This window comes from Pseudomonadota bacterium (genome assembly GCA_016711215.1).
Lineage (GTDB): Bacteria > Myxococcota_A > Polyangia.
Map to the genome: position 1 here is coordinate 827,224 of JADJTL010000002.1, position 26,129 is coordinate 853,352.

Sequence of the window (26,129 nt, forward strand, 5' to 3'; positions counted from 1 at the left end):
GCCCGGACGCTGTCAATTCTGTCGGCGCCCGCCGCAGCGCAAGACCTGGTTGTGGCGAAACTTGCCCCTGCAGGGCGCCTGCTCCTAGATAAGAGGTTCTGCGCCCTGGCGAGCGCTCGTGGAGGTGATGGTGGAGTATCTCGAGGCACGTTCACACCCGCGTCGGGCCTGCCCAGGCACGCTCGCGCGGATGGCCGGTGCGCTGGACGAGGCAGTGGTGGGGCAGGCGCTCAACATCAGCCCGCACGGCGTCTTTATCACCGCCGCTGAGCTCTTCGACGTGGGCACCGAAGTGACCTGCGACCTGGCCTTCCAGGCCGACGATCCCATCAGCGTGCGCGGCCGGGTGGCCTGGCAGCGACAGAGCCCGAAGCGCAGCGAGCAGGGGATGGGGATCGCCTTTCTCGAGGGCTACACGGTGCGCGGCGCCACCCTGCTGGGACTCGGTCAGGGCGACCTGGTCAAGCCGGAGCTGAGCGAGGTGTGGTTCGAAGGCATGGCCGAGCCCGTGGCTGCCGAGTGGGTGCCCGAGGCGGAGGGCGGCCTGCTGCGCACCTGGCTGCCCTTCCTGCGGCCGCAGGCGCAGCTGCGTCTGGCGCTGGGCGGAGCCGGGACGGAGCCGGTCCAGGCCCTCGTGCGGCAGGCCGCGCTGCTGCAGCGCGCGTCCGACGCTGCGCCTTGCTTGGAGATCCGCGTGGCGCTGCCGCCCGCGCGCGACACCGCGCCTCCCTCCGCGTGGGCGACCGAGCTCGACGCGCCGATCGAGCTCGAGTTTGCTTCGGCCGAGCCCACGGCGCCGGGGCGGCCGGACGCGGGGATGCCGGCGGAGGAGGTTGCGTCGTCATCGTGGGGCGCGGGGCCCGACCTGCTGACGGAAGACCCTTCGCATTGGTCGCTCAGCGGCACTGGCTCGGACACGCAGCTCGACAGTCAAGCGCTGGCGGCCAACGCTCAGTTCTGGGGCGAGCGACCGCAGCGTTGGGGCCGTCCCTGGCTCTGGGTGGCGGCGCTGGCGATGGCGGCGGTCGCGGTCGCGACGACGCTCTACACCGGCCTCTGGGCCCGCCTCGCCCAGGCCCCAGCCACCGCGCCGGTCGTGGTGATGCAGCCTGATCCGGAGCTGCCGGATCCAGCGATGGAGCTCGATCCAGCGGCGCCGGCACGCGCCGCGGTCGCGGCGCCGGCACGGGTCGCTCCGGCCGCGCCGCGGCAGGCCGTCACGCCGCCACGGGCCGTCGGGGCGACGCCGGCCGTGCCTGTGCGCGCCGCTGCCGCCGCGCCAAGCCGGCCACCGGCGCCGCCATCACGCGCGGTCGCGCATCGGGCACCCGCTACCACCCAACCCCCCGCCGCCCGCCCGCGTGCCGCCACCGCAGTCGCCGCGGCTGGGCCGCAGGTCATCCAGACGCGCGCCGGCGCGGTGCTCAGCGTGGCCATCGCCGGCTCAATCGCCGGAGCCACGCATTACCCGCTTGCGCGGCCCGAGGGCGTCGTGGTCAAGCTGCCGCGGGCGCGGCCGGCCTTGCCCTTCGCGGACTACCAGCTCCCCTCAGCCGACGGGTTTCGCTTGCTCTGGGTGCGGCCCCACGATCAGGGGCTGCAGCTCCGCTTCCTCTTCGCCAAGCGCGACCAGCGCTACAGTGTGGCGATCGAGCCGCGGCGCGTGCGGGTGACGCTGCTCGATGAGCCGACTGCGAGGCTGCCCGAGCCGCTATCCGATGGCGCGAGCGCTCGACGCTAGCGGCCGTCTCAGGGCTGAGCGCCCTCGCCCGTCGCGACGCGGCGCGCGACCCGCGACGCCCCTGCTAACGCGAGCTGACCGGCGCCGGGGCGCGACCCTGCTCGAGATCGTCCGGCAGGGCGGCTAGATGGTTCGAGGCCACGCCCCAGCGGCTCTGGCGCCAGCGATCCTGGTAGGTCAGCAGCGTGCCCAGGGCGTCGGTGAGCCAACGCGTCGCCAGCGGGTGGCCAGCCGCGACGTCGGTGCGCTCGCCGCTCGGTTGGCTGAGGTCGAAGAGCCGCGGCTCGCCCTTGCCACCAACCCAGACCTTATAGTTTTCGAGGCGCAGCACGTGCGCCAGCTCGTACTGCGACGCGAAACCTGGTCGCGGATATCCGCGACCCACCCCCTGGCTCAGCGGCAGCAGCGAGGCGACCTGGACGGCCTCGGGAACCTTGCCGTCCAGCGCGTCGACGATCGTCGCCAGCGCGCCGGCAACCTCGGCGCCCTCACGCACGCGCACCCCGCGACCGAAGAGCGGCGGGTAGTGCACGATCAGCGGCACCTGGACGACCGTGTCGCGAAGCGAGCCGCCGTGACCGATGCGGCCGAGCTCCCATAGCTCCTCGCCGTGGTCGGCGGTGATCACGACCATCGTCTGCTCGGCGATGCCGCGCTCGGTCAGCGCCTGCAGCACGCGGCCGAGCTGCTGGTCGTTGTACGAAATCGTGCTGTCGTAGATCGCGGCGATGCGCTGGCGGTCACGGGCCGAGACACGCTCGGGATTGGCGGCCAGCCGATCCCACTCGGGGCCCATCATGTTGGTGGTGTATTTGCCCTGGTAGGGGTGGGGATCGTAGCGATCGAGCCAGGGCTGCCGACCACGCCACGAGACATGCGGGTCGATCGTGCCGAGATAGAGCAGGAAGGGCTGATCGCCCTGCTTGCGGATGTAGTCGATTGCGTGGTCGGCGAGGTCCACCGCCGTCAGACCGCCACCCTTATGCAGCGTGTTGCGAAAGAAGTCCCAACCCTCGCCAAAGCCCCAGAACTCGCTGATGTTGCCATTGGCGGTCCAGGCGACGGTACGCCGCCCGGTGGCTCGCACGAGCTCGGGCAGCGTCTTCCAGGCCAGGCTCAGCCGGGCCTTGGCGCCGATGAAATCGTGCTGCTTGGGGTAGACGCCGGTCCAGAGCGAGGCGTGGCTGACGCGTGACTCGGTGCCGACGATGTAGGAGCGCTCGAAGACGGTGCCGTCGCGGCCGAGCGCGTCGATCACCGGGGTCTCGACCCGCGTGCGAGGGTTGTAGAGCCGGAAGCGATCCGAGCGGGCGTTGTCGATCATCCAAAAGAGGACGTTGCGCGGCGGCTGGCCGCGCGCGACGACGGGGGCCGCTTCGGCCCGCGCGAGCGCCGCATCGGCGAGGGTCAGCCCGGCGCAGCCGCTGCCGCCGGCGCGCAGCTCGAGCCGCGCGACCTGCTCGCTGATCGGCGTCAGCGCGACCTCGAGCTCGCTCTGCGGGGCAGTCCCGCCGGGCAACGTGAAGCGCTGTTGCCCCGTGGCGCTGCTGCCGCGCTCGCCCGCGTAGCGCACGAGCAGCTCGCAGTCCGCCGCACCGGTCGAGGCCACGCGCAGGCGCAGCCGGGTCCCGGCATAGGGAAAGACGTAATACGCCAGGCCGCCGCCGCTCGGCAGCCAGAGCGCGCCCTTGCGCGAAAGCTCGGGAGCGCCAGTCGTGGGAGCCGCGTCCTTCGCGAGCAGGAGCCATTCCAGCGCGGCGTAGGCGCGCGCCTCGCCGGCGATCGGGCCGGGCTTGGCCCAGACGAACTCGAGGCGATTCTCGCCGCTGCGAAGCACGCCAGCGGGCAGGGCGAGGGCGAGGCGCTGCCAGCCTCGCTTGAGCGCCGTCAGCGGCAGCACGTTTTCGTTGAGCTTGACACGCAGCCCCTGATCACTGGGGCTGAAGAGCTGCAAGCTCAGGGTACGAGCCGCGCCCGCGCCGCTCGCCTGCTCAGCGCTCAAGGGCAGGACCAGCCAGCTCGTGCTGCGCGTCGCCACGGCCACGGCGTGTCCCTCATGGCGCGCGTTGATCGTCCAGGTGCGCCAGGGCCGGCCGAAGGCGAGGTACTTCGCGATGCCCGGCTGGCCGGCCAGGACCGCCAGACCATCCTGCCAGATCAGATGCGCGAGCAGGCGGTTGTCCGCCAGGGAGAAGACGTCATGCGAGGGCCCCGCGGGGCGCGTCGGCGCGGGCCGGGCCGCGAGAGCGGCGCCGCTCGCCGTCGCGGCAAGCGCTTCGCCGCCCTCCAGCGACGGCCGCTTCGAGCAGGCGGAGGCGGTGGCGACCAACATGCCGACGATGCCGATCAGCGCGACGATGCCGGCGCTCTTGCGCGGTGGGGCGAGGAAGATGCGATTCATGCTCGACTCGTTGTTTGGGCTGTTTGGGCTGTCTGCACTGCTTGGGCTGTCTGCACTGCTTGGGCTGTCTGGGCTGCTTGGGCTGTCTGGGGCGTGGCGCTTCGGTCCGTATGGCGCGGGGCAGCTCCTCGGGGGCTCTGCACCGCGGCTGCCTGGCGCCCTGCGGATGCCCTCAGGGCGTGGTCGACGCGAGCTCCTCGCGCACGGCCCACTCGGTCGTGCCGTTCGGGCGGTCCATCAGCTCGACGCCCAACGCGCTCAGCTCCGCGCGGAGCGCATCGGCTTGCTGAAACTCCCTGGCCTGGCGCGCGCTGCCGCGCGCGGCGATCATCGCCTCCACCTGCGCCGCATCGAGGCCACGGGCCAGACAGAGCTTGTCGCGTCGCCGCTGCAGGAAGGCCTGCGGGTCGTCGCCGAGCAGGCCGAGCGCGTTGCCGACCGCGACGAGTCCGGCGTCGGTGGCGCGCAGGGTGGCCCTGACGACGTCGCGCGCCTTTCCCTTGGACTGATCGAGGAGCTTGTTGGCCTGGGCCAGCAGCTCGGCCAAGAGGCCGAGCGCCACGGCGGTGTTGAAGTCATCGTCCAGCGCGGCGTGCAGGCGCTCGACGAAGGTATCTGCCGGCGGCAGCGCGGCGCCGGCGCCCTGGCCCTCGCCTGCCGGCGCCTGGTCCGCGGCGGCGCTCAGCGCGCTGCGCACGCGGAGGACGGTGCGGTAGGCGTAGCTCAGCCGCCGCTCGGCCTCCTCGAGCCCGGGGAAGGTCGCGCGCTCGCCCTGCGGGCTGATCTCGAAGGCGATCGGGTGGCGGTAGTGCGTGCCGAGGAGAAAGAGGCGCAGCGCCTCCGGCTCGTGATGGGCGCAGACCTCGCGGATGGTGAAGAAGTTGCCCAGCGACTTGGACATCTTCTCCTCGCCGTGATCGGCCGTGCGGACGTTGATGAAGCCATTGTGCAGCCAGTAGCGCGCGAAGCTCTGCGCGCCGCCGCTGGCGCGTGATTGGGCCAGCTCATTCTCGTGATGAGGAAAGACCAGGTCCATGCCGCCGCCATGGAGATCGAAGGTCGTGCCCAGGTAGCGCTGGCTCATCGCCGAGCACTCGATGTGCCAGCCCGGCCGACCAGGCCCCCAAGGGCTCGGCCAGGAGGGTTCCAGGGGCTTGGCGGCCTTCCAGAGGGCGAAATCGAGCGGGTTGCGCTTGCGCTGATCGACCTCGACGCGCGCGCCCGCCTGCAGCGTATCGAGCTGGCGGGCCGAGAGCGCGCCGTAGGCCTCGAACTGCCCGACCGCGAAGTAGACATCGCCCTCGACCGCATAGGCATGGCCGCTGGCGACGAGCCGCTCGACCAGCGCGATGATCTCCGGCAGGTGTCCGCTGACCGTCGGCTCGACGTCGGGCTCCAGGTTGCCGAGGCGCTGCATATCCTCGTGGAAGGCGTCGGTGAAGCGTCCCGCGAGGGCCAGCGGCTCCTCGCCGAGCTCCTGGGCTCGCCGAATGATCTTGTCGTCGATATCCGTGACGTTGCGCACGTAGGTCACCGCGAGGCCGAGCTGGCGGAGGTGGCGCACGATCACGTCGAAGGCGACGTAGCAGCGAGCATGACCGATGTGGCACAGATCGTAGACCGTCGGGCCACAGACGTAGATGCCGAGCTTGCCGGGTTCGAGGGGCTCGAGGGCGACCTTGGTGCGGGTGGCTGTGTCGTAGAGGCGCATCGTGGATCAGGCTCCGCGGCGGTGTGAGGCTCGGTAGGTTCGCAGCAGAACCCAGGCATTGGCAGCGATGAAGCTCAGCAGCAGCAACTGCAGCAGGGCGTAGGGCCACTGCTTGCCGGGCGTCTCCCCGGCAAGCACCACCATCGCCCGCGCCGGCACGCTGAAGGGCGTGCTCGTGCTCAGGTAGAGCAGCTCGTCGCGGCTGAAGCGCAGCGGCTGGCCGCGCACGGGCACCAGCTCCGCTGGCCCTCCGACCGCGACCGCGGGCCGGCGTGCGTAGCGCGGCGGTGCCGTCGCGTCCTCGAGCGCCAGCGTCAGCGTCGTCGCGTCCCAGCGGAGCTGATCCCAGCGCGCGGTATAGCCGATCTGGCGCCGCAGCAGGGCCCCGGCCGTGGGAATGCCATGGAGCCCCTGCAGCAGCCGCTGGAGCTCGGCGCCACGTGCCACCACGACGTAGCGCCAGGCGGTCGTCGAGGGCTCCGTGTCGCGCACATGCGGCAGCGCCAGGCGCGCGAGCAAGGCGTCGGCCTCCTCGACGCGGGCATAGCTGCGCCGCGGGAGCTGCACGATCCACTCGTCCGCGAAGGCCACGTTGATCCAAAACACCATGCCGGCCGTGAGCGCGACGCTGCGCCCCTGGCGATCGACTGCGGCCGCCTTGCCGCCCGTGCTCGCCGCCTGCAGCGGGCCAAAGTCGAAGTCGTGCGCCACCGACATCGAGCGCGCCAGGTAGTCGCGGACCGCGCTCGCGTAGCCCAATCGGTCGAGCGGCACGAGGCGCCCGACGTGGACCCCCGGCAGGCTCTTCGCCTCGCCCGCCGTCGCGCTTGCTGGCGCCCGCGACCAGTGCGCGAAGAGCCGATCGTCGGCGCCCATCAGCCGATAGAAGTGTTCTTGGCCGCCGAACCTGCCCTCCAGCAGCAGCGCGTGCTTGCGGTCGGGGACGCCCTCGACCCGCACGTGGTGATCAGCGAGCGCCATCAGGTTGGCGCTCGGGCGGCGCGCCGCCGCGCGGGCCTCGCCGAGGTCGACGGCGGTGCGTGCCGCGAAGAAGTAGCGCAGTTCATGCCAGTTATGGGCCGTCAGGTAGAGGGAGAGCGCGATCACGGCCACGCTGACGAGGGGATGGCGACCAGACCGCCGCCCAAAGCTCAGCCGCTCGACGGCCTCGTCGACCGTGCGCTGGCCTGACGCGTCGCCCGCCCGCTGGGGCGGGTCGACCGGCGCCGCTGCGCGGGGAGAGGGGGGTTGCTGCTGTTCGGCAGACATCTCACGCTCTAGCGGTTCAGGGGAGGCCCCGCGTCGGATCTCGCGGCGCCGCTCGGTCCTCAGGCCGGTACGAGGCTCACCGTCGCGTAGGCGGCGATCCCCTCCCCACGGCCAGCGAAGCCAAGACCTTCGGTCGTCGTCGCCTTGACGCTGACGCGATCGCGATCGATCCGCAGCGCAGCCGCCAGGCGCTCGCGCATGCTGCCGATGAAGGGCATCAGCTTCGGCGCTTGCGCCACGATTACGCTGTCGACATTGGCCACGCGGTAGTCCGCGCGCTCGACGAGATCGCGGATCTCCGCCAGCAGCTTGAGGCTGTCAGCGCCCTTGAAGCGGGGGTCGCTGGGGGGAAAGTGCTGCCCCAGATCGCCGAGCGCCGCCGCGCCAAGCAGCGCATCGCCGATGGCGTGGGCGAGGACGTCCGCGTCGGAGTGGCCGACGAGGCCCTTCTCGAAGGGGATCTCCACGCCACCGAGCACGAGCCGCTGCCCCGCCGCGAGCTGATGCACATCGTAGCCGACGCCGCTGCGCGGCAGCCGCACGCGGATCTGCTGCTTGGCGAGGATCGCCTCGGCGAGCGTCAGGTCCTCCTCGACGGTGACCTTGAGGTTGGTCGTCTCGCCGCTGACCAGGCGCACGCTGCCGCCGCCGCCGTAGAGCTCGACGACCTGCGCATCATCCGTCAATGGCGGGCGGCCAGCCGCTTCCCACTGGGCGTAGGCCTCGCGCAGCAGCGCCACCGAGAACACCTGCGGTGTCTGCGCCAGGTGCACGAGACCGCGCTCGAGCGTGCGTTCGACCTGCCCCTCGCGACCGACCTTGACCGTGTCGGTGGCGGGCAGCGCCGCCAGCGCCGCGCCGCTCTCCCCGGCGACGCGCACCACCCGCTCGATCAGCTCGGGGCTGACCAGCGGCCGCGCGGCGTCGTGAATCGCGACGTGGGTCGCCTCCGGGGGTAGCGCCAGCAGGCCGTTGCGCACCGAGTCACTGCGCTCCGGCCCGCCGTCGCAGAGCCCTTGGAGCTTGCTGAAGGCGTGCGACGCCAGCAGCTGCTCGCTGCGCGAGCGCTCCTCTGCGGGCACCACCAGCAGCAGCGAGTCGATGCGCGCGCAGCGCTGAAATGCGTCGAGCGCCCAGACCAGCAACGGTCGATCGCGCAAGAGGCGGTACTGCTTTGGCCGCTGGCCGCCAAAGCGGCGTCCACGTCCCCCAGCTACGATCAACCCACAGCAATGCATGGGCGGCTTTGTAGCCTAGGGCCCCGCGGCTGACAAGGCGGAGTCTCAGCCCGAGGGTGCGCTCCGCGAGCCCGCCGAGGTTTGCCTCACGCCGCGCTTTGCGGCTAGCCTGCCCAGCATGGCGCGACCGATTCGGTGCTCTCGCTCTCGTGTGGCGGCTGGTTGGGCGCTGGCCCTGGCGCTGCCGCTGCTGAGCTGTCGACCGGCGTTGCCCACGCGCGCCGAGGAGGTCTTCGTCGCCCTCGGCGAGGCGGCTCGCCGAGGCGACGCCGCGAGGCTCCTGAGCCTGCTCGACCAAGAGAGCCAATGGTCGCTGATGTCGGCGCTGCGGGCCCAGCGGCAGCAGCGCGATTATGTGCTCGCCTATTACCCGCTCGCGCGACGGGCGCGCGAGCTGCGGCGGACCCAGTGGATGGCAGAGGCGAAGGACGTGGCCGGTTACTTCGCCGCCTACAGTCGTCGCAGCGGGATCCTCGCGCGCTTGGCCCGCTTGGGCGCCGCGCCCGGGCGCGCGCCGCAGGGCGACCGCGTCGTTTGGCGCAGCGGCGAGCAGGAGGTGGTGCTCTGCCGCGCCGGTGCGCGGTGGGTCTTCTGTGGCCTGCGTGAGTCCCTCGAGCGGCTGAAGCTCAAGGCCACGCGGGACCTGGAGACGGTGCGGGAGAGCGTCGAGGGCGAGAAGGGCCGCGCGCCGTGAGCGGCGCCAGCGCCGAGGACCCGCCGTCGGCGCGTCCGCTGCAGCTTCTGCTGAAGGCGCGCCCCGAGCCCGTGCCGGAGGTTCACGCCTCGGCGCTCGATGAGCCGACCGTCTATCCGGTCAGTCAGCTCGTGCGGTTGGCGGCGCGCTGCGTCGAAGCCAGCTTCGCGCTGGTGTGGGTCGAGGGCGAGGTCTCCAACCTGCGCCGACCGAGCTCGGGCCATTGCTATTTCACGCTCAAGGACGCGCAGGCTCAGCTCGCGCTCGTGATGTTCCGTTCCGCCGCGCAGCAGCTCAAGTTCCGGCTCGAGGACGGCCAGCAGCTGCGCTGTCGCGGCCGGCTGACGATCTACGAGGGCTACGGTCGCTTTCAACTGACTGCCGACCACGCCGAACCGGTGGGGCTGGGCGCCTTGCAGCTCGCCTTCGAGCAGCTGCGACGCAAGCTCGAGGCCGAGGGCCTCTTCGACCCGCAGCATAAGCGCGCGCTCCCGCGCCTGCCGCGGACGATCGCCGTCGTGACCTCGCCGACCGGGGCCGCGCTGCACGACATCGTGCGTGTGCTCCACGATCGCTGTCCGGTGCGCGTGATCGTCTGCCCGACGGCGGTGCAGGGGGTCGAGGCACCGGCGGAAATCTGTGCCGCGCTGGCGCGCGCCGACGCGTTGGCCGCGGACCTGATCATCGTCGGCCGCGGCGGCGGCAGCCTCGAGGATCTGTGGGCCTTCAACGACGAGCGCGTCGCCCGCGCGATCTTCGCGCTGCGGACTCCGGTGATCTCCGCGGTTGGCCACGAGGTCGACGTGACGATTGCTGACCTCGTCGCCGATCGCCGGGCGGCCACCCCGTCGGCCGCGGCCGAGCTGGCGGTCCCCGTGCTGCGGGAGCTGCGCGACCAGCTCGGCCAATGGGGAGGGCGCCTGGCGCGAGCCATCCACCAGGGCCTGCAGCGCCAGCGCCTGCGGCTGACGCGCTTGGAGGCCGGCGTCATCTCGCCGCGGGGCTTGCTCGACCGCGGCCGGATGCGCCTCGACGAGCACAGCAGTCGGCTGCAGGCGGCCGAGCTGCGCCTGCTCGCCAGGGGTCGCCAGCGCCTCGACCACCAGCGGCAGCGGCTGGGCCAGGCGCACCCACGGACCCGCCTGGCGCGGGGCGCGGGGCGCTTGCAGCAGCTCTTGGCGGCGCTGACCGTGGCGGCACAGGCGCGGCTGCAGCGCGATCGCGCCGTGCTCGCGGGCAGCGTGGCGACGCTCGACGCGCTCAGCCCGCTGGCGGTGCTGGCGCGCGGCTACTGCCTGCTCCAGGACGACTCAGGGACCCTCATCCGTGACGCCGCAAGCGTGGCGGTCGGGGCGCGGGTGGAGGCGCGGCTGCATCGTGGTGGCTTGGTCTGCCGCATCGAGCGTGTCTGCAGCGAGGCCGAGGGCAGTGCTGCGGGCGCAGCCCGCGGCGCACCGGGCGCGCTTGACCGCGGCGGAAGCGGGCCCCTATAGTCGCCGACACTGCTCTCGTTGAGCGTGGTTTTGCTGATGAGTGAGCTACAGCGTTCGATCTTGGTCTACGAGCCGCAGGCGAGCGCGCTCAAGCGCACGCTGGCGCTGGTCAAGCAGACGGGCTATCGGGCCATCGCGGCGACCAGCGCCGAGCAGGCGAGAGGCGAGCTCGGCGACGAGTCGTTGGTCGCGGCGCTCGTCGCGGCCGGTCCGGCGGGCGTCGAGTTCTGCAGCGCTTTGCGTGGGGTCAGCGGGGCCCACCTGCCGATCGCAGCGCTGCTCGCGAGTGCCGACGAGCCGGATGCTGAGGGCCTGGCGCAGATGGGTGCCGATGGCTACCTGCGCCGTCCCTTCAGCGCGGCCGCCCTCGAGAGCTTTGTTTCGCTGGCGCGCCAGCTTGGCCGCGTGCGGCGCCAGCTCGTGGAGCTGCGAAGCTCCGTCGCCGAGCTCGAGCAGCGCTTGCAGCGCAGCGCCGGGCCACGCCGCCCAGGCAGCTTTCATAGCTTCGACGAGGTGAAGGAGCAGCTGGCGCTGGAGGTACGGCGCGCCAAGCGCTACGGCTATCCGCTGGCGATCATGGTCGTTGGGATTGATCCCCTGCCCACGCCCGTCGGTGGTGTGGCGCCCGCGCCGCCCCCGGCCGAGGTGACCGCGGGGCTGGCCTCGTCGATCGCCAAGTCGGTGCGGGCCATCGACATGCCGATCCACTTCGCCGCCGACCGCATCCTGGTCTTCTTGCCACACACGGATCTGGCCGGGGCCGAGGAGGTCGGGCGGCGGATCAAACGGCGCATCATGGCCATCACCTACCGTGGCAGCGGTGAGGCCGTGCGGCTGACGGCGAGCGTCGGCCTGGCGGGAATGGTGCCGGGCGACGATCTGACCTTTTCGCGGCTGGTCAAGAGTGCCCTGGTCGCGCTCAAGGCCGCCCAGCTCAAGGGCGGCAATCGGGTGATGAAACGTGTCACGCGAGGCACGGTGTTGTCTGACTTGGCGGGCGGCGGTAGCTAACGCGCGCTCGCGACGCGGGCGACTCGCCGGCCTTCCTCTGCGCCTTGCGCGCCGCCGGGCCAGCGCCCTGAAGTGCCCTGAAGCGCCCTGAAGCGCCCTATTCTGCGGGTCGGCGGCCCGCGAATCTATCCCGGAGGTCTGTTGTGCGTGTGGCGATCGTTATGGGCAGCGCGTCGGATTGGACCACAATGCAGCACGCGGCGCGGCTGCTTGGCGAGCTCGGGCTGGACTACGAGGCGCACGTCATTTCGGCGCACCGGACCCCGGACAGGGCCTTCGAGTTTGCCGCGAACGCGCGCCAGCGCGGGCTCGGCGCGATCATCGCCGGGGCCGGGGGCGCGGCGCACCTCCCGGGGGTGCTGGCCGCCAAGACGACGCTGCCGGTGATCGGCGTGCCGATCGACGCGACCGCCCTCAAGGGCCTCGACGCCCTGCTGGCGATCGTCCAGATGCCGGCGGGTATTCCTGTGGCGACGATGGCGATCGGCATCGCGGGCGCACAGAACGCGGCGCTCACCGCCGCGGCGATTTTCGCCGTGCATGACGCCGGCGTCGCCGAGCAGCTCGACCGCTATCGCCAGCGGCTGCGCGACAAGGTCGAGGCCGCCGAGCTTCCGCCGCTGGATTAGCGCGCCCCGCGGCTCCTTGCTGCGCGCGCCAGACGCGGCGCCGCGACCTCATCCTTGGCCGCATCCAAAGCGCGCCCTTTTGCGCGCGGGTCGGAGCGGGTCGGAGCGGGTCGGAGGGTCGGCCTGGCAGTCTGTTGCCGCGGCGGGTGCTGTGCTAGAAGCGCCCCCGCGAGGCGGTCGGCACGGCCGCCTGGATCGTCGCACCCGTCGTATCCATCACGCCAGAGCGGTGCAAAGGAGCTGTCATGGCCGATCTTCGTCCCTTCGCCGCGCTGCGGCCCCGCGCTGATGCCGCTGCCGAGGTAGCGTGTCCGCCTTATGACGTCGTGACCCGCCAAGAGGCGCTGGACGTCCTGGCGCGCAATCCGCACAGCTTCATGCGCGTGGCGCGCCCCGACGTCGAGCTGCCGGCCGAGCTCGACCGGTTCGATCCGCGGATCGACCAAGCGGGCCAGCGCAACCTGCAGGCGCTGATCGAGGAGGGCTGGCTGATCAAGGAGGCCGCGCCCGCGTTCTATCTCTACGAGCTGACGTTTGGGCATCACGTCCAGATCGGCGTCGTCGCCGCCGGCTCGCTCGACGAGTACGAGAACAACCAGATCAAGCGGCACGAGAAGACGCGCGCGCTCGAGCTCGAGGGCCGTACGCGGCACATCGAGGCGCTGCAGGTCAACAGCGGGCCGATCTTCATCACCTACCGCGCGCAGCCGGCGATCGACGCGCTGGTCGCGCGGCTGCGCGAGGGCGCGCCGGTCTACGACTACGTCCTCGACGACGGGGTACGGCACCGCTTTTGGGTCGTCGCCGACCCTGCTGCGGTCGCCGGGCTGCAACGCGCCTTCGACGCCGTGCCCGCCTGTTACATCGCCGATGGCCACCATCGCACGGCGGCGGCGGCGGCGGTGCGGCAGCGGCGCCTGGCCCAGGGGAAGGCCAGCGGACCGCAGGGCGGCGACTTCTTCATGGGGCTCTTCTTCCCACACGACCAGATGCAGATCCTGCCCTACAACCGCGTCGTCACCGATCGCGGTGGCCGCACGGCGGCGGCGCTGGTGGCCGCGATCGCGGCCGCGGGCTTCGAGGTGGCGCCGGCCGCGACGCCGCTGCCGGAGCGCGCGACGACCTTCGGCATGTATTGCGACGGCGCTTGGTATCGGCTGAGGGCGCGGCCAGGCAGCTTTCCGACCGACGACGTCGTCCGTCGCCTCGACGTCTCGATTCTCCAGGATAACCTCCTCGCGCCCATCCTCGGCATCAGCGAGCCGCGCACCGACGCTCGGCTGCAGTTCGTCGGCGGGATCCGTGGGAGCGCCGAGCTCGTCCGGCGGGCCGACAAGAATGGCGGCGTCGCCTTCACCGTTTTCCCGGTCGCGATCGACGAGGTGATGGCCGTGGCCGACGCTGGCGAGGTCATGCCGCCGAAGTCGACCTGGTTCGAGCCCAAGCCACGCAGTGGCATGGCCGTACGCAGCCTGGTCGACGCGCTTCCCGATCGGATTGCCTGATCAACGGGCTGTTAGCGGCGTCGGGAGCAGGCGCTCGAGCTGCTCCGGATCGGCCGTTGGCGCGGCGCAGCGGTGGTCGTGGCAGACATAGGCCGTGGCGCGCCCGCCGAGCCGCTGCATCGCCACCAGCGCTGGTCGTGCGGCGCCATAGGCCTCGCGCAGCGCCTCGTCCGCCAGCAGGAGCTCGGTGTTGGGCCGCCAACCGCGGCGCAGCACGGCCAGCAACGCCTGCAGCTCGGGCTCCTCGCGCTCGCCCACCAAGACGACAGTGCAAGGAGGGTGGAGCAGGGTGTCGAGCGCCACCAGGAGCAGCGGCAGCGCGCTCGGCGCCTGGCGCAGGTGTCCGGAGAAATAGCGCAGGCTGCGCTCGGCACGCGCGTGCCAGGCTGGGCGGTCGAGCAGCGCGTGCAGCCGCAGCAGTAGGCTGCAGGCCACCGAGCTGCCCGCCGGTTCGGCGCCATCATGATCATCCTTGAGGCGCAGCAACAAATCGGGGGCACCCTCGACGCTGGAGAAGAAGCCGCCCGCCGCCTCGTCGAAGAAGAGCGCGACGGCGCGGGCGCAGAGCGTGTCGGCGAGCTGCAACCAGCGCAGCTCGAGGCTGCTCTGGTAGAGGTCCAGCAGCCCCTCGGCCGCGAAGACGTAGTCGTCGAGCTGGGCCGTGCAGCCCGCGACGCCGGCCCGATAGCGGCGCAGGAGCCTGCCCTGCGCCGGCTGCCAGAGCGTTTCTGCGAGGAAGGTCGCGGCACGCTGGGCGGCGCGCAGCGCGTTGGCGTCGCCGAGGCTCGCGGCGGCGCGAGCGAGGGCCGAAATCATCAGGCCGTTCCAGCCGCAGAGCACCTTGTCGTCGCGCTGCGGTCGCGGGCGTAGCGCGCGCGCGGCGCGCAGGCGCTGACGCCCCTCGGCCAGCGTGGCCAGCAAGGCCTCCGGTGCCAGACCGAGCCGCGCGGCCGTGGTCGTCAAATCGCGCTGCTCATGGAGCACATTGTGGCCCCTCAGCTCGCCGTGGGGATCGTCCGCGTTGCCGGCCTCCGTCACGCCGTAATGCGCGGCGAAGGCCGCCGCGTCCTCGCCGAGCAAGCGGCGCAGCTCGCCCGCCTGCCAGACGTAGTACGCGCCCTCACGCGCGCGCCCTCCGTCGGCCGGGAGGCTGTCAGCATCCTCGGCCGAGTAGAAGGCCCCGGTCGCGCCGTCTGTCAGGGCGGCGGCGACGTAGCCAGCGGTGTCGCGGGCGATCTGCGCCAGCGCCGCCTCGCCGCTCAGTTGGTGGCCGACCAGGTAGCAGCGCAGGAGCTGCGCCTGATCGTAGAGCATCTTCTCGAAGTGCGGCACGTGCCAGAAGCGGTCGACCGCATAGCGGTGAAAGCCGCCCGCCAGGTGGTCGTAGATGCCGCCGCGGGCCATGGCCTGCAGCGTCGCCAGCAGCATCTGCGCCAGCTGCCGATCGCCGCTGCGGGCGAAGCCGCGCGCCAGCAGCTCGAGGTTCGCCGGGCGGGGAAACTTCGGGCCGAGGCCGAAGCCTGCGGCCTGGACGTCATAGCTCTCGATCAGGGCCCGGATCCCCTCGTCGAAGAGGGCCTCGTTGAGGGGCCCCGCGTCGGCCTCGACCTGCGCGTAGCGCGTCAGCTCGCCAAGCACGAAGGCGGCGTTCGCCTCGAGCTCTCTGCGCTGCTCGCGCCAGGCGCGCTGCACCTGCACGATCGCCTGGCGCAGCCCGATCTGCCCGTGCCGCGCTTCCGGCGGGAAGTAAGTGCCGCCGACGAAGGGCTCGAGGGCCGGCGTGAGCCAGACCGAGAGCGGCCAGCCGCCGTGGCCGCTCGTGGCCTGCACGAAGCTCATGTAGATGCGGTCGACGTCCGGGCGCTCCTCGCGGTCGACCTTGACGTTGATGAACGCGGCGTTGAGCAGCGCCGCGAGGGCCGGATCCTCGAAGCTCTCGCGCTCCATCACATGGCACCAATGACAGGTCGCGTAGCCGATCGAGAGGAAGATCGGCTTGTCCTCGGCGCGCGCGCGCGCGAAGGCGGCCTCGCCCCAGGGGTACCAGTCGACGGGGTTATGCGCGTGCTGCAGCAGGTAGGGGCTGAGCTCGTCGCGCAGGCGGTTGCCGGCGGCAGCGTCGGGGCGGCCCGGGGCGTCGGGCGTCTGCGGCGGAATGGCTGGCATCGAGGTTCCTTCTCGCGCTGTGGGCGGTGGCCGAGCGCGGCTGCTCAGCGCTCGAGGGCGAAGGGGCTGAAGTTGGTGTCGTGGTCGTAGACGTCGAGCCCCTCGGCGCGCTTGAGCAGCGCGACCAGGCGATAGGTCGCCGGCGTGAAGACGACCTCGACCAGGACCTTGATCACGTAGTTCGTCAGCATCACCGTCTGCACTTGGGCCCAGGGCCAACGCGCCTCCTCCATGCCGACCAGCAGCGGGAGCACGAGGAAGGCCAGGGGGTAGAACACGGCGGAGTCGACGGCCTCGCCGACGATCGTCGAGCCGATCGTGCGCAGCCAGAGGTGGCGGCCCGCGGACCAGATTTTCAGCTTCGCCAAGACGTACGAGTTGCAGAACTCGCCGCAGGCGTAGGCTGTCAGCGACGCCGCGAGCACGAGCGGGCTCGGCCCGAGGACCGTGTGAAAGGCCGCCTGGTGGCGAAAGGCGCCCGCGGGCGGCAGCCGGTCGCAGATGACGAAGATCAGGGCGGCGAGCGCCGCGCTGCCGAAGCCGAGCCAGATCACCCGCCTCGAGCGCCGATAGCCATAAACCTCGGTCAGCACGTCGCCGAAGATATAGCTCAGCGGAAAGACGAAGACCCCGGCGCCGAGGGTCAGCCCGCCCAGCGCGGTGGTCTTGGCCGAGACGATGTTCGACGCCAAGAGAGCCGTGATGAAGACGGCGGTGATTGCGTCGAGGTACTGTGGTTGGCTCGCGACGGGTTTCATGGTCAGCCCAGCCCGGGTGGAAGATGGCCGGCAAGCATACGGCAGGGGCCAGGGGTCGGCCAGGCGGCGGCTGCGTGCCTGGTCCGTGGTAGCATCCGCCGCGGTCGCGAGATGCGGCCCGTATGGCTGCTCGGCAAGCCAGCAGGACTCAAGCAAGCAGGACTCTTTCAAGGAGGACGGGCGATGAGATTCGCAGCGGGGATCGTGGCATTGGCAGCGCTGGGTTGTGGGTGTCTTGGCGCGTGCGGTGACGATGAGGGGGGCGTGCCCGCGACCACGAAGGTCAGCGAGCTGACGCCGGCGCAATGGACGAGTTGGTGCGAGGCCAACGCCGAGGCGTTCCGCCGGGATATGTTGCAGGCGACCTGCACGTTCACCGGGCTGGCCGCGGCGCAGGCCGGACGCGGGACCTGCGAGGCGGCCCGGGACGCCTGTCGGACCGACGTCGCGAGCTCCTTCGACTGCGAGCGTGCGCCGGCCGCTGGCGATGGCGGGGCGGAGACCTGCAGCGCGAGCGTCGGGGAGCTGCAGAAGTGCTACGACGACCTGATCGACGCCATCAAGCCGTTGCTTTCCGGCCTCAGCTGCTCGTCGAATCTCGCCGATCTCGCAAGCAAGCTCCAGACCTTGGGCAATCTCAACCCGGGCTCGTGCACGATCGTGGCGACGAAGTGCCCCGGTTACGCGCCAAGCCTCGGCGCCGATGATAAGTAAATGTTTGGTTATCTATATTTCAAAAATCCATTGACTCATTGACCGCGCCGCACGTAGACTGGGGCCTTAGCAACGCGCAGCTTTCGGCTTCCTTGAAACAGGGCAAACCCCGGGCGACCGGGGGACGCAAAGCCAGGAGACTCTCCGAGTCCGTCCGGCTACCAACGGGGGCGCAATGTCGACTTCTTCTCGTGCGTGGCCGCTCGGCCGCGCCGCCATGCGCTGGCTCAGCGGCGTCGCCGCGGCGCTGGCCCTGCTCACCGTCGGGGCCCCCGCTGCCGCGCGGGAGCCGAGCGCCGAGCCCATCGCGACCGTGCGGCGCGCCCCGGCCGCGCGCGGCCTCCAGATCGGCGCGCTGGTCGACGTCGGCGTGCCTGACCTCGTGGGCGTCTCGCTGGTGCTGCGCCCCTGGTCGTGGCTCCGGCTGCACGGCGGCGGCACCACCAACCTCTTCAGCTTCGGGTTGCGCGGCGGCGCGACCTGGGTGCCCTTCCACGCCTGGATCAGCCCCTCGCTGACGGTCGAGGGCGGGTACGTCTTCGAGGGCGATGCCAACACCCTGACCGAGCGCTTTGGCGTCACCTCGCCGATGCTCAAGCGGGTCGGCTATGGCTACGGCAATGCCCACGCCGGCCTGGAGCTCGGCTCACCCGATAGCTTCGTCTTCTTCGTCCACGCCGGCTTCAGCGCGCTGCACACGACGCTGCATGAGGCCGACGCGGTCCTGCGCGAGGAGCTGAACCAGCCCTCGCTCTCGTTTGCGGATCCCAAGGTCTGGGCGCTCGTGCCCTCGGCGAAGCTCGGCCTCCTGGCCTACTTCTGACGCTAGACGGAGCGCGCTCGCGAGTGCAGCGGGCGCGCCAAGGAGCGATGTCATGAGATCCCCTTCACGCGCTCGGACGACCGACCTTCGCGGCCTCTGCCTGGCGCTGGCCTGCCTGGCTGCCCCGGGCTGTGTCGCCGTATCCGCCGACATCGAGCAGGTCCGCCACAGTGTCCAGACCCAGCAGCTCACCTTCGAGGGTGCCGGACCCCTGGCGGGGCAAAGGGTCAGCGAGACGCGCGTCTTCGACGCGAGTCTGGGTAGCGAGCTGATGGACTACGTCGTCCACGCCAAGCTGACCGATCTGCGGGTCGTGCCGGCGAGCGGCGTCAGCAGTCTCGACTTCGTGCACGCGGTGCGCATCCGCCTGTTGGCGACCGGCGGCAACCCCGACGTGCTGCTGGCCGAGTTTTCGCGCGAGCGCAGCCCCGCGTCCGCCTCCGACGGCGCCTTGACGCTGCAGGTCAACGACGACTTCGACCACACGCGCTATGTGCGCGCCCGCGTGCCCTTCGAGCTCGAGCTCGAAATGGACGCGCCCGCCGCCCCCTGGAGCGTGGGGGTCGACCTCGGCCTCGATCTCGAGCTGGGCTACGAGCTACGCTTCTAGCGCCGGCCGACGACGGGAGCGCTCGCCGGTCGGCCGCGCCGGACCGCGAGCCCAAGGCCCTGTCCGCCGTTTGGCCCTCCGCGAGACCCGATCCTCGACCCCAGCCTCGCCGGACTTTGCACCGCGGCGATGCTATGAGTATCGTGCGCGCCGCGCGCGATTGGGCGCGCGCCCTTAGCCTGAGGAGCCCGCGATGCTGACGATTCGACGAACGACGACGACCCTGGCGGTGGCCCTGTTGCTGGTGGGGGCGGCCGCGACGCCGACCCTGGCCAAGCCCCGCGCCGCCGCGAGCGGGATGTCCGCGCACCAGCGCGACGCACGCAAGCTGCTCGAGCTGAGCGGCGCCCAGCAAATGGGCAAGCAGATGATCAGCCAGATGCTCGGCATGATGCGACAGAACGCGACCGACGTGCCGGCGGACTTCTGGCGCACAATCGAGAAGAAGCTCGACTTCAGCGCGCTGCTCGATGAGCTTGCGGGGCTCTACGCGCGGCATCTCAGCCACGACGACATCAGGCAGCTGATCGGGTTCTTCAGCAGCCCGGTGGGTGCCCGCTTCGTCGGCGTGCAGCCGAAGGTGATGCAGGACTCCGTCGCCATCAGCCAGAAGTGGGGCCAGCAGTTCATGCAGCAGGTGATGCAGGAGCTCGAGCGGGCCAAAAAGCGCGGCAGCAAGTAGGTCGCCCCCAGCAGCACGCGGGCTGCTAGCCGGCCCAGCTGCCCCTGTTGATCTCAGCCCACAGCTCGGCCGTCAGCGGGACATAGCTCTGTTGGGCCGCGTCGCGGGCGTAGAGCGACTCGCCCTCGCCGAGTCTCGCCGGGTCGAAGCTCCGCTCGCGGAGCTCGCGCTTGCGCGGTTTGAGGCTGCCCGTGAGCGGGAGCTGCGCCACCAGCCGCAGGAAGCGCGGCTGTGCTGAGGGCGGCAGCGCACGGCTGAGATACTCGTAGCAGCTCTCGCCGTGGAAGCCCGCGTCGCTGACGAGGGCGGCCATGCCGGCGCGGCCTTCGGCGCCGGGCACGGCCACGCCATAGACCGCGCATTGCTTCACGCCGGGGGCCTGGAGCAGCACCTCCTCGACCTGCTGCGCCGAGACGTTATGGCCCTGCCAGCGAAACGAATCACCGAGGCGATCGACGAAGTAGAGCCGATGCAGCCGATCGCGTCGCAGCAGGTCGCCGCTGTCGAACCAGCGGTCGCCGCGGGCGAAGACGTCGGTCAGCACGCGCTGCTCAGTGGCCGTCGGGTCGACGTAACCGTCAAAGCCATGCTGCGTGCTGATGGCACCCAGCAGCAGCGCTGGCTCCTCGGGCGCTGCTGCGACCGCGAAGCCCTTCGCGTCACGCACCAGGGCGTCGCGCTCGAGGTCATAGCGCGCGAGCGCCATCCGCCCGGGCACCAGCACGCCGCAGCTGCCCGGTGTGTTGAGCAGATTGAGCGTCTCGGCGTTACCCTCGGTCGAGGCGTAGAACTCGAGCACCTGGCGCACGCCGAAGCGCTGGCGCAGCGTCGGCCAGAGCTCGGCGCGCAGGCCGTTACCAAAGACGCGCGTGACCTTGTGGTCGCGCTCGGCGGGTCCCGCGGGCTGCTGGGCCAGATAGCGGCAGAGCTCGCCGACGTAGCTGAAGATCGTCGCGCCGCTGGCGTGGCACTCGTCCCAGAAGCGCCGCGCCGAAAAGCGGCGACCGAGCGCGAGGCGGCAGCGCTGCGTCAGCGCGACGGGGACGGCGATGATCACCGCCGTGCCATGGCAGAGGGGTAGGCAGTTGTAGACGCAGTCCTCGGGGGCGACGCGCAGGGCGGCCCCGAAGACCATGCCGGCGCGCCACAGGCGGTGGTGCTTGATCACGGCCGGTCGCGGCAGCCCTGTCGTGCCGCTGGTGTAGACATAGGCCATGACGTCGCCGAGCCGCCGCGCGAGGGTCTGCGGTGGATCGCTCGTCGCGCGCTCGGCGAGCACGCGCGCCCAGGCATGTTGCGCCGCCCCGGCGCCGGCCTCGTCATCGACCAGGATCTGGCCGCTGCCGAGCGCGACGGCGTCGCGGATCGCCTCGAGCGGCGCGCGCTGCGCCCCCGAAGCGACGAGGAGCTGCGGGTGGCAGGCATCGATCGCCTGGGCCAGCGGCGCCCCGACGAGCTGGGGGTCGAGCAGTGACGCGACGACACCGAGCTTCGCCAGCGCGTAGAAGTGAAAGAGATAGGCCGGGCGGTTGTCAAAGAGCAAGGCGACGACGTCGCCCGGCCGCAGACCGAGCGCGTGGTAGGCGTGCGCGTGCTGGTTGACCGCCGCGTTGACCGCGGCTACCGACCAGCGGCGCCCCTCGAACCAGAGCAGCGGATCGGCGGCGCGCGCGCGCGCCCATTGCTCGAGCTGCAGCGCGAGGGTCTGGTTCGAGTCGGGATCCCAGCGCAGCTGGGCCGCGATCGCCTGCGCGGTGCTGCGGAGCTGACGTGGCAAAGCACGCATCCCTGCTCCCTCTCCCTGCACGCGTCGACCCGCGTGCGCGTCGACCCTCGCGCTAGTCGATGCCGCGCAGCGGTCGCTGCAGCCAGCGGGCGCTGACGAGCAGCAGCGCGCCGACGCCGAGCGCCAGGTAGCCCAGGCGGGCGAAGACCGAGACATAGAGCTGTAGCGCGGCAGCGGCCGCGGGTGCTGTGGCGTCGGTGCCGGTGCTCGAGGGCAGCGCCGTCATCGCGGCGATCAGCCCGCCGAAGTGGTGCGAGTAGGAGCTGGCGAGGAACCAGGCGCCCATCAAGGTGCCGGCCAGATGGGGCGGCGCGAGGCGCGTCATCGCCGAGAGCCCGATTGGCGAGAGGCAGAGCTCGCCAGAGGTGTGCAGCAGGTAGAGCCCCAGCAACCAACGCAGCGCGACGCGGCCTTGGGCGTCGGCCCAAGCGGTGCCGGCTACCAGCACGAGGTAGCCGAGGCCCAGTTGAAGCAGGGCCACGCCAAACTTCGTCGGTACTGAGGGGTCGCTGCCCCGCCGATTGAGCGTCGTCCAGAGCGCCGCGGCGGGGAGCCCGAGCGCGAGGAGGAAGAGCGGATTGGCCGCCTGCAGCACCGACGCGGGCAGCTCCGGGAGCGGGGTTTCGGGCGCCAGGGTGCGAAACAGGGCGCCGATCGGGCCGTGGGCGAGCGAGCGATCGACGTTGCGCGCGGCGAAGAGCGTCAGCGAGCTGCCTGCCTGCTCGAAGAGCGCCCAAAAAACCGTCGAGCAGGCCATCAGCACGAGGGCGAGCAGCAGCCGCCCGCGCGTCTGGGCGTCCGAGCGCAGCGCGACCCAGACCAACCCGCCGTAGACCGCGGCGCCGGCGCCGTAGAGTAGCCAGGCGACGAGCTCCGGCCGCCGCAGCGCGAAGGCCAGCAGCGGCACGGCCGCGAGGCTGCCGAGCACGATCAGCTGCAAGGCGCTGCGCCCGAGCCAGCGCCTTGCCCTCAGCGCCTCGAGGCTGGGCGGCTCGCCATGGCCCTCGAGCGCCGCGCGGCCGCGCCCGAACCACAGCAGGGCGACGAGCATGCCGATGCCGGCCAGGCCGAAGCCCCAATGCCAGTCGACGCGTTCGCCGAGGCTGCCGCAAATCAGGGGCGCGAGGAAGGCCCCGGCGTTGATCCCCATGTAAAAGATCGTGAAGCCCGCATCGCGGCGCGGATCACCCGTGGCGTAGAGGCGACCGACCAGGCTCGAGATGTTGGGTTTGAAGAAGCCGTTGCCGAGACAGAGCAAGGCCAGCGCGACGTAGAGCGCGAGCTCATGGCGGATCGCCATCACGAAGTGGCCAAGAGCCATCAAGACGGCGCCGAGCAGCACCGCCACGCGATAGCCGAGCAGGCGGTCGGCGAGCACGCCGCCGGCGAGCGGACAGGCGTAGACGAGCGCACCGTAGGCGCCGTAGACGCCGTAGGCGCGGCGGTCCGAGTAGCGCAGGACACGGGTCATGTAGAGCGTCAGGAGCGAGCGCATACCGTAGAAGCTGAAGCGCTCCCATAGCTCGGTAATGAAGAGCACCCTCAGGCCGCGCGGATGGCGCCGGCGCCGCGGCCCGCCGGCGGGGAGGGCGTGCGTGGCCAGGGGGGCGGTGGCGCTGGCGTCTGGCTCGGGCATCGCGACTCCGCTCGGGGGGCCGCGCAGTGTAACTCAAGAACCCGCCGCGGACGGCCGTGTTATCGTCGGCGCCCGTGGGGCGGCGAGGGGCGAGGAGAGCGATGCCGGCACGCAGTCATGGCGACGGGCACTTCGACCTGGGTTCGTTTGCGCGCCTCGGCCAGGGCGTGGTCTTCGAGCCGGGCGTCCTGGTTTTTCATCCCGAGCAGATCGAGATCGGCGACGATGTTTACGTCGGGCATCAGACGATCCTCAAGGGCTACTATCGCGGGCGCCTGACGATCGGCTCCGGGACCTGGATCGGACAGCTCTGCTTTCTGCACGCCGGCGGCAACCTCACGATCGGCCGCGACGTCGGCATCGGACCCGGCGTCAAGATCGTCACCTCGTCGCATCGCCTCGATTCCACAGCGGTGCCGATCCTGCGCGCGCCGCTTGACTTCGCCCCGGTCGTGATCGAAGAGGGCGCGGATATCGGCGTCGGCGCGATCGTCCTGCCGGGCGTGACGATCGGAGCGCGGGCGCAGGTCGGCGCGGGTGCCGTGGTCACGCGCGACGTGGCGCCGCTGGCGATCGTGGCCGGCAATCCGGCGCGCGAGCTGCGTCGCCGCGCCGCGCCTTAGGTTCCGCCGCGTTGGAGGTGCCCCATTCGCTGGTTGCACGTGATCTACATCCCGCTGTGCCTGATCGTCGGCGCGTTCATCGGCTGGACCCTGGCCGGCAGCCGGCAGGAGGCGGAGCTTGCCCGTCTGCGAGCGCTCGTCGATGCGGAGGAGCGTCGGCAGGCCGAGCGTCGCCTCGAGCGCGCGCGCGGGGCGTCCTGAGTCCACGGCGGCCGGCGCGCACCGCCCCTCACCGCGGACGGTCCTCTTCCGCGGGTCGGCAGGCCGAGCCGCGGTGGGCGGCGTGCCCGGGCGACGCCGGCGGGCGACCGCCGGGCGCTTGCGGTAACTCGACGACCACGACCGAATTGTTGTAGAACACGGCTGACTGCTACGCACACCTGATCCGAGGGCGCCGACGCGCTGTTGCCGACGCGCTGTTGGTGACCTGTGGCCCCTTGGGTCGACTTCGGGTAACGGTGCGGCGGCGGAGAGCGGAGGAAGACGATGAGCATGGCCACCACGAAGAAGAACAACAGCAAGGCGGAGACCTCGAGCGCGGCGCTCGGCGCTGCCCGGGCTGCTGCCAGCGCGCCCCCCAAGGCCGCCGCTGGCGCGCCTCGTGGCGGACTGCGGCGCACACCGTCAAAGGAAGAGATCGCGACGCGAGCCTACGAGCTCTACCTCGAGCGCGGCTGCACCGATGGCCACGCCGACGAGGACTGGGCCGAGGCCGAGCGCGACCTCTCGGCCAACAAGAACTAGCGACGCCAAGAGCAGCGTGGGGCGGGTGGACGGCGCGCGCCGCGGGCCGCCTCGTCATCGGTGGCTGTGGCCGGAAGGCCGGGCGCTGGCGCTCATCTCGCCGCGCGCCGCTCAGCGGCTGTGCGCGCCGCTCAACGGCGCTGCGTCGCGATTCCTGATCGTGCGGCCAATCTGGCGTGCGGCCAATCTGGCGTGCGGCCAATCTGAGGCGGGGCTGGCGGGACCACGCTGGTCGGGGCCTTTCGTCTCGAGCGCCCCAGTCGTCGCCGCTGCTTGGCAGTCCCTAAGATCCGCAATAGAGATCAGCGTTAGAGATCAGCAATCGCGGCGCCATGGACAATCATGAGTGAGACATGAGTGAGAAGCTTGAGTCGACCACGCGCTTGAGCCTGGCGGCCGCCTTGCGGCATGTATTGGCGCAGGTCGCGAAGCTGTTGGAGCAGGACGATCCGCTGCCCCTGCTGCAGGCGGACGCGCCCTTCGAACTCGCGTTGCGGGGCTGGCGCAAGGCGGTCGAGGCGCAGACCGGCAGCGCCTCCGTCCAGCGCTCGCGCGAGCTCGAGCAGGCCAAGCTGGAGCTGATGGGCCGCGTCGCTCAGCAGCAGAAGGCCTGCGACGACCTCCAGACGCGCAACAAGGAGCTGCTCGACCAGCTCGTCAAGCAGAAGAAGCATGAGGACACGATCAAGCAGCGTCTGCTGGAGGCGCAGTTCTCCGGTGGCGGCCTCAAGGCCGAGGCCAAGCAGCTCGACCTCGAGATCCGCGAGCTCCGACGGCGCGTGCGCGAGCTCGAGGGCGGGCCGCCGCTGACGCCGGCCGAGGCCGCGCCGACCTCGAAGGCCGCACCCGTACAGGCCGAGAGTGCGCCGCCGGCAGGCGAGGGTGGGGCGGGCGCCGCGCCGGCGGCCACGCTCGGATCGGTCGCCGGCGCGCCGCTGCAGCCGCCCCTGGCGCTGGCCGTCTCCGACCGCCGTGCGGCAGCGGAGCAGGCGTTCCGCGATCTCTGGAAGCCGAAGCCCGTGGAGGCAGCGCCCTTGAGCGTTGCGCCGGAGGGCGCGGTTCCCCTCGAGCTCGGGGCTCAGCCCGGGGGCGCGGTCCAGGTTGCCGCGGAGGTCGCGGCCGAGGTCGCGGCGCAGGTCACGGCCGAGTTCAGGGTCGAGTTCAAGCCTGAGTTCGAGCCCGTGCCAAAGACCAGCGCCGAGGCACGTCCCCAGCGGAGCGCGCTGGCCACCGCCAAGGCCGCCAGCGCGTCAGAGCCCGCGAGCGCGTCGAGGCCTCCCGGGTCGCCCAAGTCGGCAGCGACGGCATTGATCCGCACGCACGGGTCGCAGGCGCGCGCCTCTGCTGGTCCGCCGCGGAGGACCGGCTCGCCGAAGAGAGCGGCAGCCCGGACCAACGCGGTCAAGCCGAGCCCGGCCCGGCCCAGCCCGGTCAGCAAGAGCGCGAAGCAGGCGGCACCGAAGCAGGCGGCGAAGCAGGCGGCAGTGAAGCGGTCCGCGAAGCAGGCGGCACCGAAGCAGGCGGCGAAGCAGGCGGCAGTGAAGCGGTCCGCGAAGCAGGCGGCACCGAAGCAGGCGGCGAAGCAGGCGGCAGTGAAGCGGTCCGCGAAGCAGGCGGCGCCGAAGCCGGCGGCGAAGCAGGCCGCCGCGAAGCAGGCGCCGAAGCAGGCGGCGCCGAAGCGGTCCGCGAAGCAGGCCGCGGGCCGCAGGCCGAGCGGGTCGAGGAAGCCGAAGTAGCGCACGTGGTCGCGGTCAGCGTCGGCTTGGCGTTGCGCACGCCCGAACCACGCCCACACGCCCACACCACTGGCGGGACATTCGTTGACAGCACCGAGCCGATGATCTACACCACGCCCCCAGTTCGGCTGGCGCGGCGCGACTGACGCGCCGCGCGAC

General features: G+C 71.5%; 22 protein-coding genes and 1 riboswitch. Of the genes, 14 read left to right on the plus strand and 8 right to left on the minus strand.

All coding sequences use genetic code 11. From position 1 onward, the window contains the following. Window positions 1–118 precede the first annotated feature (118 nt). Window positions 119–1,741 carry a PilZ domain-containing protein gene (locus tag IPL40_08420; GenBank protein ID MBK8481185.1) on the plus strand — a complete coding sequence of 541 codons (1,623 nt, stop codon included), beginning with the start codon at window positions 119–121 and terminating at the stop codon, window positions 1,739–1,741. A gap of 64 nt (window positions 1,742–1,805) precedes the next feature. Here the strand turns inward: IPL40_08420 and IPL40_08425 are convergent, their stop codons facing one another. The 4 genes from IPL40_08425 to IPL40_08440 form a co-directional block, all read right to left on the minus strand. Then, on the minus strand, window positions 1,806–4,142 hold the full coding sequence (locus tag IPL40_08425) for a sulfatase (protein ID MBK8481186.1): 2,337 nt from the start codon (window positions 4,140–4,142) through the stop codon (window positions 1,806–1,808). 172 nt (window positions 4,143–4,314) lie between these two features. Continuing rightward, window positions 4,315–5,853: a cysteine--tRNA ligase gene (locus IPL40_08430; GenBank protein ID MBK8481187.1), complete on the minus strand. Its 1,539-nt coding sequence runs from the start codon at window positions 5,851–5,853 to the stop codon at window positions 4,315–4,317. A gap of 6 nt (window positions 5,854–5,859) precedes the next feature. Then, window positions 5,860–7,122, minus strand: a complete 1,263-nt coding sequence (locus IPL40_08435; protein MBK8481188.1) for a hypothetical protein — start codon at window positions 7,120–7,122, stop codon at window positions 5,860–5,862. Between the two features lie 59 nt (window positions 7,123–7,181). Beyond that, window positions 7,182–8,345 (minus strand): 2-C-methyl-D-erythritol 2,4-cyclodiphosphate synthase, encoded by a 1,164-nt coding sequence (locus tag IPL40_08440; protein ID MBK8481189.1) that lies wholly within the window; start codon window positions 8,343–8,345, stop codon window positions 7,182–7,184. 166 nt (window positions 8,346–8,511) lie between these two features. Here IPL40_08440 and IPL40_08445 point away from each other — a divergent pair, with 166 nt between their 5' ends. From IPL40_08445 to IPL40_08465, 5 genes are all read left to right on the plus strand, one after another. Further along, entirely contained in the window at window positions 8,512–9,054 is a 543-nt protein-coding gene (locus IPL40_08445) for a hypothetical protein (GenBank protein MBK8481190.1), read from the plus strand. Continuing rightward, window positions 9,051–10,547, plus strand: coding sequence for an exodeoxyribonuclease VII large subunit (xseA, locus tag IPL40_08450; GenBank protein ID MBK8481191.1), 1,497 nt, complete (start codon window positions 9,051–9,053; stop codon window positions 10,545–10,547). Before IPL40_08445 ends, xseA begins: the two co-directional genes overlap by 4 nt. A 36-nt stretch (window positions 10,548–10,583) precedes the next feature. Then, window positions 10,584–11,558 (plus strand): diguanylate cyclase, encoded by a 975-nt coding sequence (locus IPL40_08455; protein ID MBK8481192.1) that lies wholly within the window; start codon window positions 10,584–10,586, stop codon window positions 11,556–11,558. Between the two features lie 161 nt (window positions 11,559–11,719). Continuing rightward, the gene (purE, locus tag IPL40_08460) at window positions 11,720–12,187 is read left to right on the plus strand and encodes a 5-(carboxyamino)imidazole ribonucleotide mutase (protein MBK8481193.1); all 468 of its coding nucleotides are present in this window, start codon (window positions 11,720–11,722) and stop codon (window positions 12,185–12,187) included. Between the two features lie 245 nt (window positions 12,188–12,432). Further along, window positions 12,433–13,692, plus strand: coding sequence for a DUF1015 domain-containing protein (locus tag IPL40_08465; GenBank protein ID MBK8481194.1), 1,260 nt, complete (start codon window positions 12,433–12,435; stop codon window positions 13,690–13,692). Here IPL40_08465 and IPL40_08470 read toward each other — a convergent pair whose 3' ends face one another. Next, complete coding sequence (locus IPL40_08470) at window positions 13,693–15,858, minus strand: thioredoxin domain-containing protein (GenBank protein ID MBK8481195.1); 2,166 nt, start codon at window positions 15,856–15,858, stop codon at window positions 13,693–13,695. A 44-nt stretch (window positions 15,859–15,902) separates the two neighbouring features. Further along, a complete protein-coding gene (locus IPL40_08475; protein ID MBK8481196.1) occupies window positions 15,903–16,616 on the minus strand; it encodes a queuosine precursor transporter in 714 nt (237 codons plus the stop codon). Window positions 16,617–16,880: 264 nt separating this feature from the next. On the opposite strand from IPL40_08475, the gene IPL40_08480 reads away from it, so the two are divergent. From IPL40_08480 to IPL40_08495, 4 genes are all read left to right on the plus strand, one after another. Continuing rightward, window positions 16,881–17,330, plus strand: coding sequence for a hypothetical protein (locus IPL40_08480; protein MBK8481197.1), 450 nt, complete (start codon window positions 16,881–16,883; stop codon window positions 17,328–17,330). Window positions 17,331–17,421: 91 nt separating this feature from the next. Then, a riboswitch (cyclic di-GMP riboswitch) is annotated at window positions 17,422–17,496 on the plus strand. 9 nt (window positions 17,497–17,505) lie between these two features. Further along, window positions 17,506–18,153 carry an autotransporter outer membrane beta-barrel domain-containing protein gene (locus IPL40_08485; protein MBK8481198.1) on the plus strand — a complete coding sequence of 216 codons (648 nt, stop codon included), beginning with the start codon at window positions 17,506–17,508 and terminating at the stop codon, window positions 18,151–18,153. A 52-nt stretch (window positions 18,154–18,205) separates the two neighbouring features. After that, window positions 18,206–18,763 (plus strand): hypothetical protein, encoded by a 558-nt coding sequence (locus tag IPL40_08490; GenBank protein MBK8481199.1) that lies wholly within the window; start codon window positions 18,206–18,208, stop codon window positions 18,761–18,763. A gap of 193 nt (window positions 18,764–18,956) precedes the next feature. Next, complete coding sequence (locus IPL40_08495; protein MBK8481200.1) at window positions 18,957–19,445, plus strand: DUF2059 domain-containing protein; 489 nt, start codon at window positions 18,957–18,959, stop codon at window positions 19,443–19,445. A gap of 25 nt (window positions 19,446–19,470) precedes the next feature. Here IPL40_08495 and IPL40_08500 read toward each other — a convergent pair whose 3' ends face one another. Together IPL40_08500 and IPL40_08505 are read right to left on the minus strand one after the other, a co-directional pair. Further along, the gene (locus IPL40_08500) at window positions 19,471–21,231 is read right to left on the minus strand and encodes a long-chain-acyl-CoA synthetase (GenBank protein ID MBK8481201.1); all 1,761 of its coding nucleotides are present in this window, start codon (window positions 21,229–21,231) and stop codon (window positions 19,471–19,473) included. Window positions 21,232–21,283: 52 nt separating this feature from the next. Then, window positions 21,284–22,867 carry a peptide MFS transporter gene (locus tag IPL40_08505; GenBank protein ID MBK8481202.1) on the minus strand — a complete coding sequence of 528 codons (1,584 nt, stop codon included), beginning with the start codon at window positions 22,865–22,867 and terminating at the stop codon, window positions 21,284–21,286. Window positions 22,868–22,968: 101 nt separating this feature from the next. Between IPL40_08505 and IPL40_08510 the strand changes: the two genes are divergently transcribed. The 4 genes from IPL40_08510 (at window position 22,969) to IPL40_08525 (ending at window position 25,970) form a co-directional block, all read left to right on the plus strand. Beyond that, window positions 22,969–23,490, plus strand: a complete 522-nt coding sequence (locus IPL40_08510) for an acyltransferase (protein MBK8481203.1) — start codon at window positions 22,969–22,971, stop codon at window positions 23,488–23,490. Window positions 23,491–23,529: 39 nt separating this feature from the next. Then, window positions 23,530–23,691, plus strand: a complete 162-nt coding sequence (locus IPL40_08515; protein ID MBK8481204.1) for a hypothetical protein — start codon at window positions 23,530–23,532, stop codon at window positions 23,689–23,691. Window positions 23,692–23,976: 285 nt separating this feature from the next. Continuing rightward, window positions 23,977–24,234: a DUF2934 domain-containing protein gene (locus IPL40_08520; protein ID MBK8481205.1), complete on the plus strand. Its 258-nt coding sequence runs from the start codon at window positions 23,977–23,979 to the stop codon at window positions 24,232–24,234. A gap of 353 nt (window positions 24,235–24,587) precedes the next feature. Next, a complete protein-coding gene (locus IPL40_08525; GenBank protein ID MBK8481206.1) occupies window positions 24,588–25,970 on the plus strand; it encodes a hypothetical protein in 1,383 nt (460 codons plus the stop codon). The last annotated feature ends 159 nt before the right edge of the window (window positions 25,971–26,129 follow it).

Excerpts from the sequence above, each read along its gene's own strand:
- IPL40_08505 (MBK8481202.1), bottom strand. The coding sequence starts at position 22,867 with ATGCCCGAGCCAGACGCCAGCGCCACCGCCCCCCTGGCCACGCACGCC.
- IPL40_08490 (MBK8481199.1), top strand. The coding sequence starts at position 18,206 with ATGAGATCCCCTTCACGCGCTCGGACGACCGACCTTCGCGGCCTCTGC.
- IPL40_08475 (MBK8481196.1), bottom strand. The coding sequence starts at position 16,616 with ATGAAACCCGTCGCGAGCCAACCACAGTACCTCGACGCAATCACCGCC.
- IPL40_08470 (MBK8481195.1), bottom strand. The coding sequence starts at position 15,858 with ATGCCAGCCATTCCGCCGCAGACGCCCGACGCCCCGGGCCGCCCCGAC.
- IPL40_08485 (MBK8481198.1), top strand. The coding sequence starts at position 17,506 with ATGTCGACTTCTTCTCGTGCGTGGCCGCTCGGCCGCGCCGCCATGCGC.
- IPL40_08435 (MBK8481188.1), bottom strand. The coding sequence starts at position 7,122 with ATGTCTGCCGAACAGCAGCAACCCCCCTCTCCCCGCGCAGCGGCGCCG.
- IPL40_08455 (MBK8481192.1), top strand. The coding sequence starts at position 10,584 with ATGAGTGAGCTACAGCGTTCGATCTTGGTCTACGAGCCGCAGGCGAGC.
- IPL40_08510 (MBK8481203.1), top strand. The coding sequence starts at position 22,969 with ATGCCGGCACGCAGTCATGGCGACGGGCACTTCGACCTGGGTTCGTTT.
- IPL40_08465 (MBK8481194.1), top strand. The coding sequence starts at position 12,433 with ATGGCCGATCTTCGTCCCTTCGCCGCGCTGCGGCCCCGCGCTGATGCC.
- purE (MBK8481193.1), top strand. The coding sequence starts at position 11,720 with ATGGGCAGCGCGTCGGATTGGACCACAATGCAGCACGCGGCGCGGCTG.
- IPL40_08425 (MBK8481186.1), bottom strand. The coding sequence starts at position 4,142 with ATGAATCGCATCTTCCTCGCCCCACCGCGCAAGAGCGCCGGCATCGTC.
- IPL40_08525 (MBK8481206.1), top strand. The coding sequence starts at position 24,588 with ATGAGTGAGAAGCTTGAGTCGACCACGCGCTTGAGCCTGGCGGCCGCC.
- IPL40_08430 (MBK8481187.1), bottom strand. The coding sequence starts at position 5,853 with ATGCGCCTCTACGACACAGCCACCCGCACCAAGGTCGCCCTCGAGCCC.
- IPL40_08500 (MBK8481201.1), bottom strand. The coding sequence starts at position 21,231 with ATGCGTGCTTTGCCACGTCAGCTCCGCAGCACCGCGCAGGCGATCGCG.
- IPL40_08495 (MBK8481200.1), top strand. The coding sequence starts at position 18,957 with ATGCTGACGATTCGACGAACGACGACGACCCTGGCGGTGGCCCTGTTG.
- IPL40_08520 (MBK8481205.1), top strand. The coding sequence starts at position 23,977 with ATGAGCATGGCCACCACGAAGAAGAACAACAGCAAGGCGGAGACCTCG.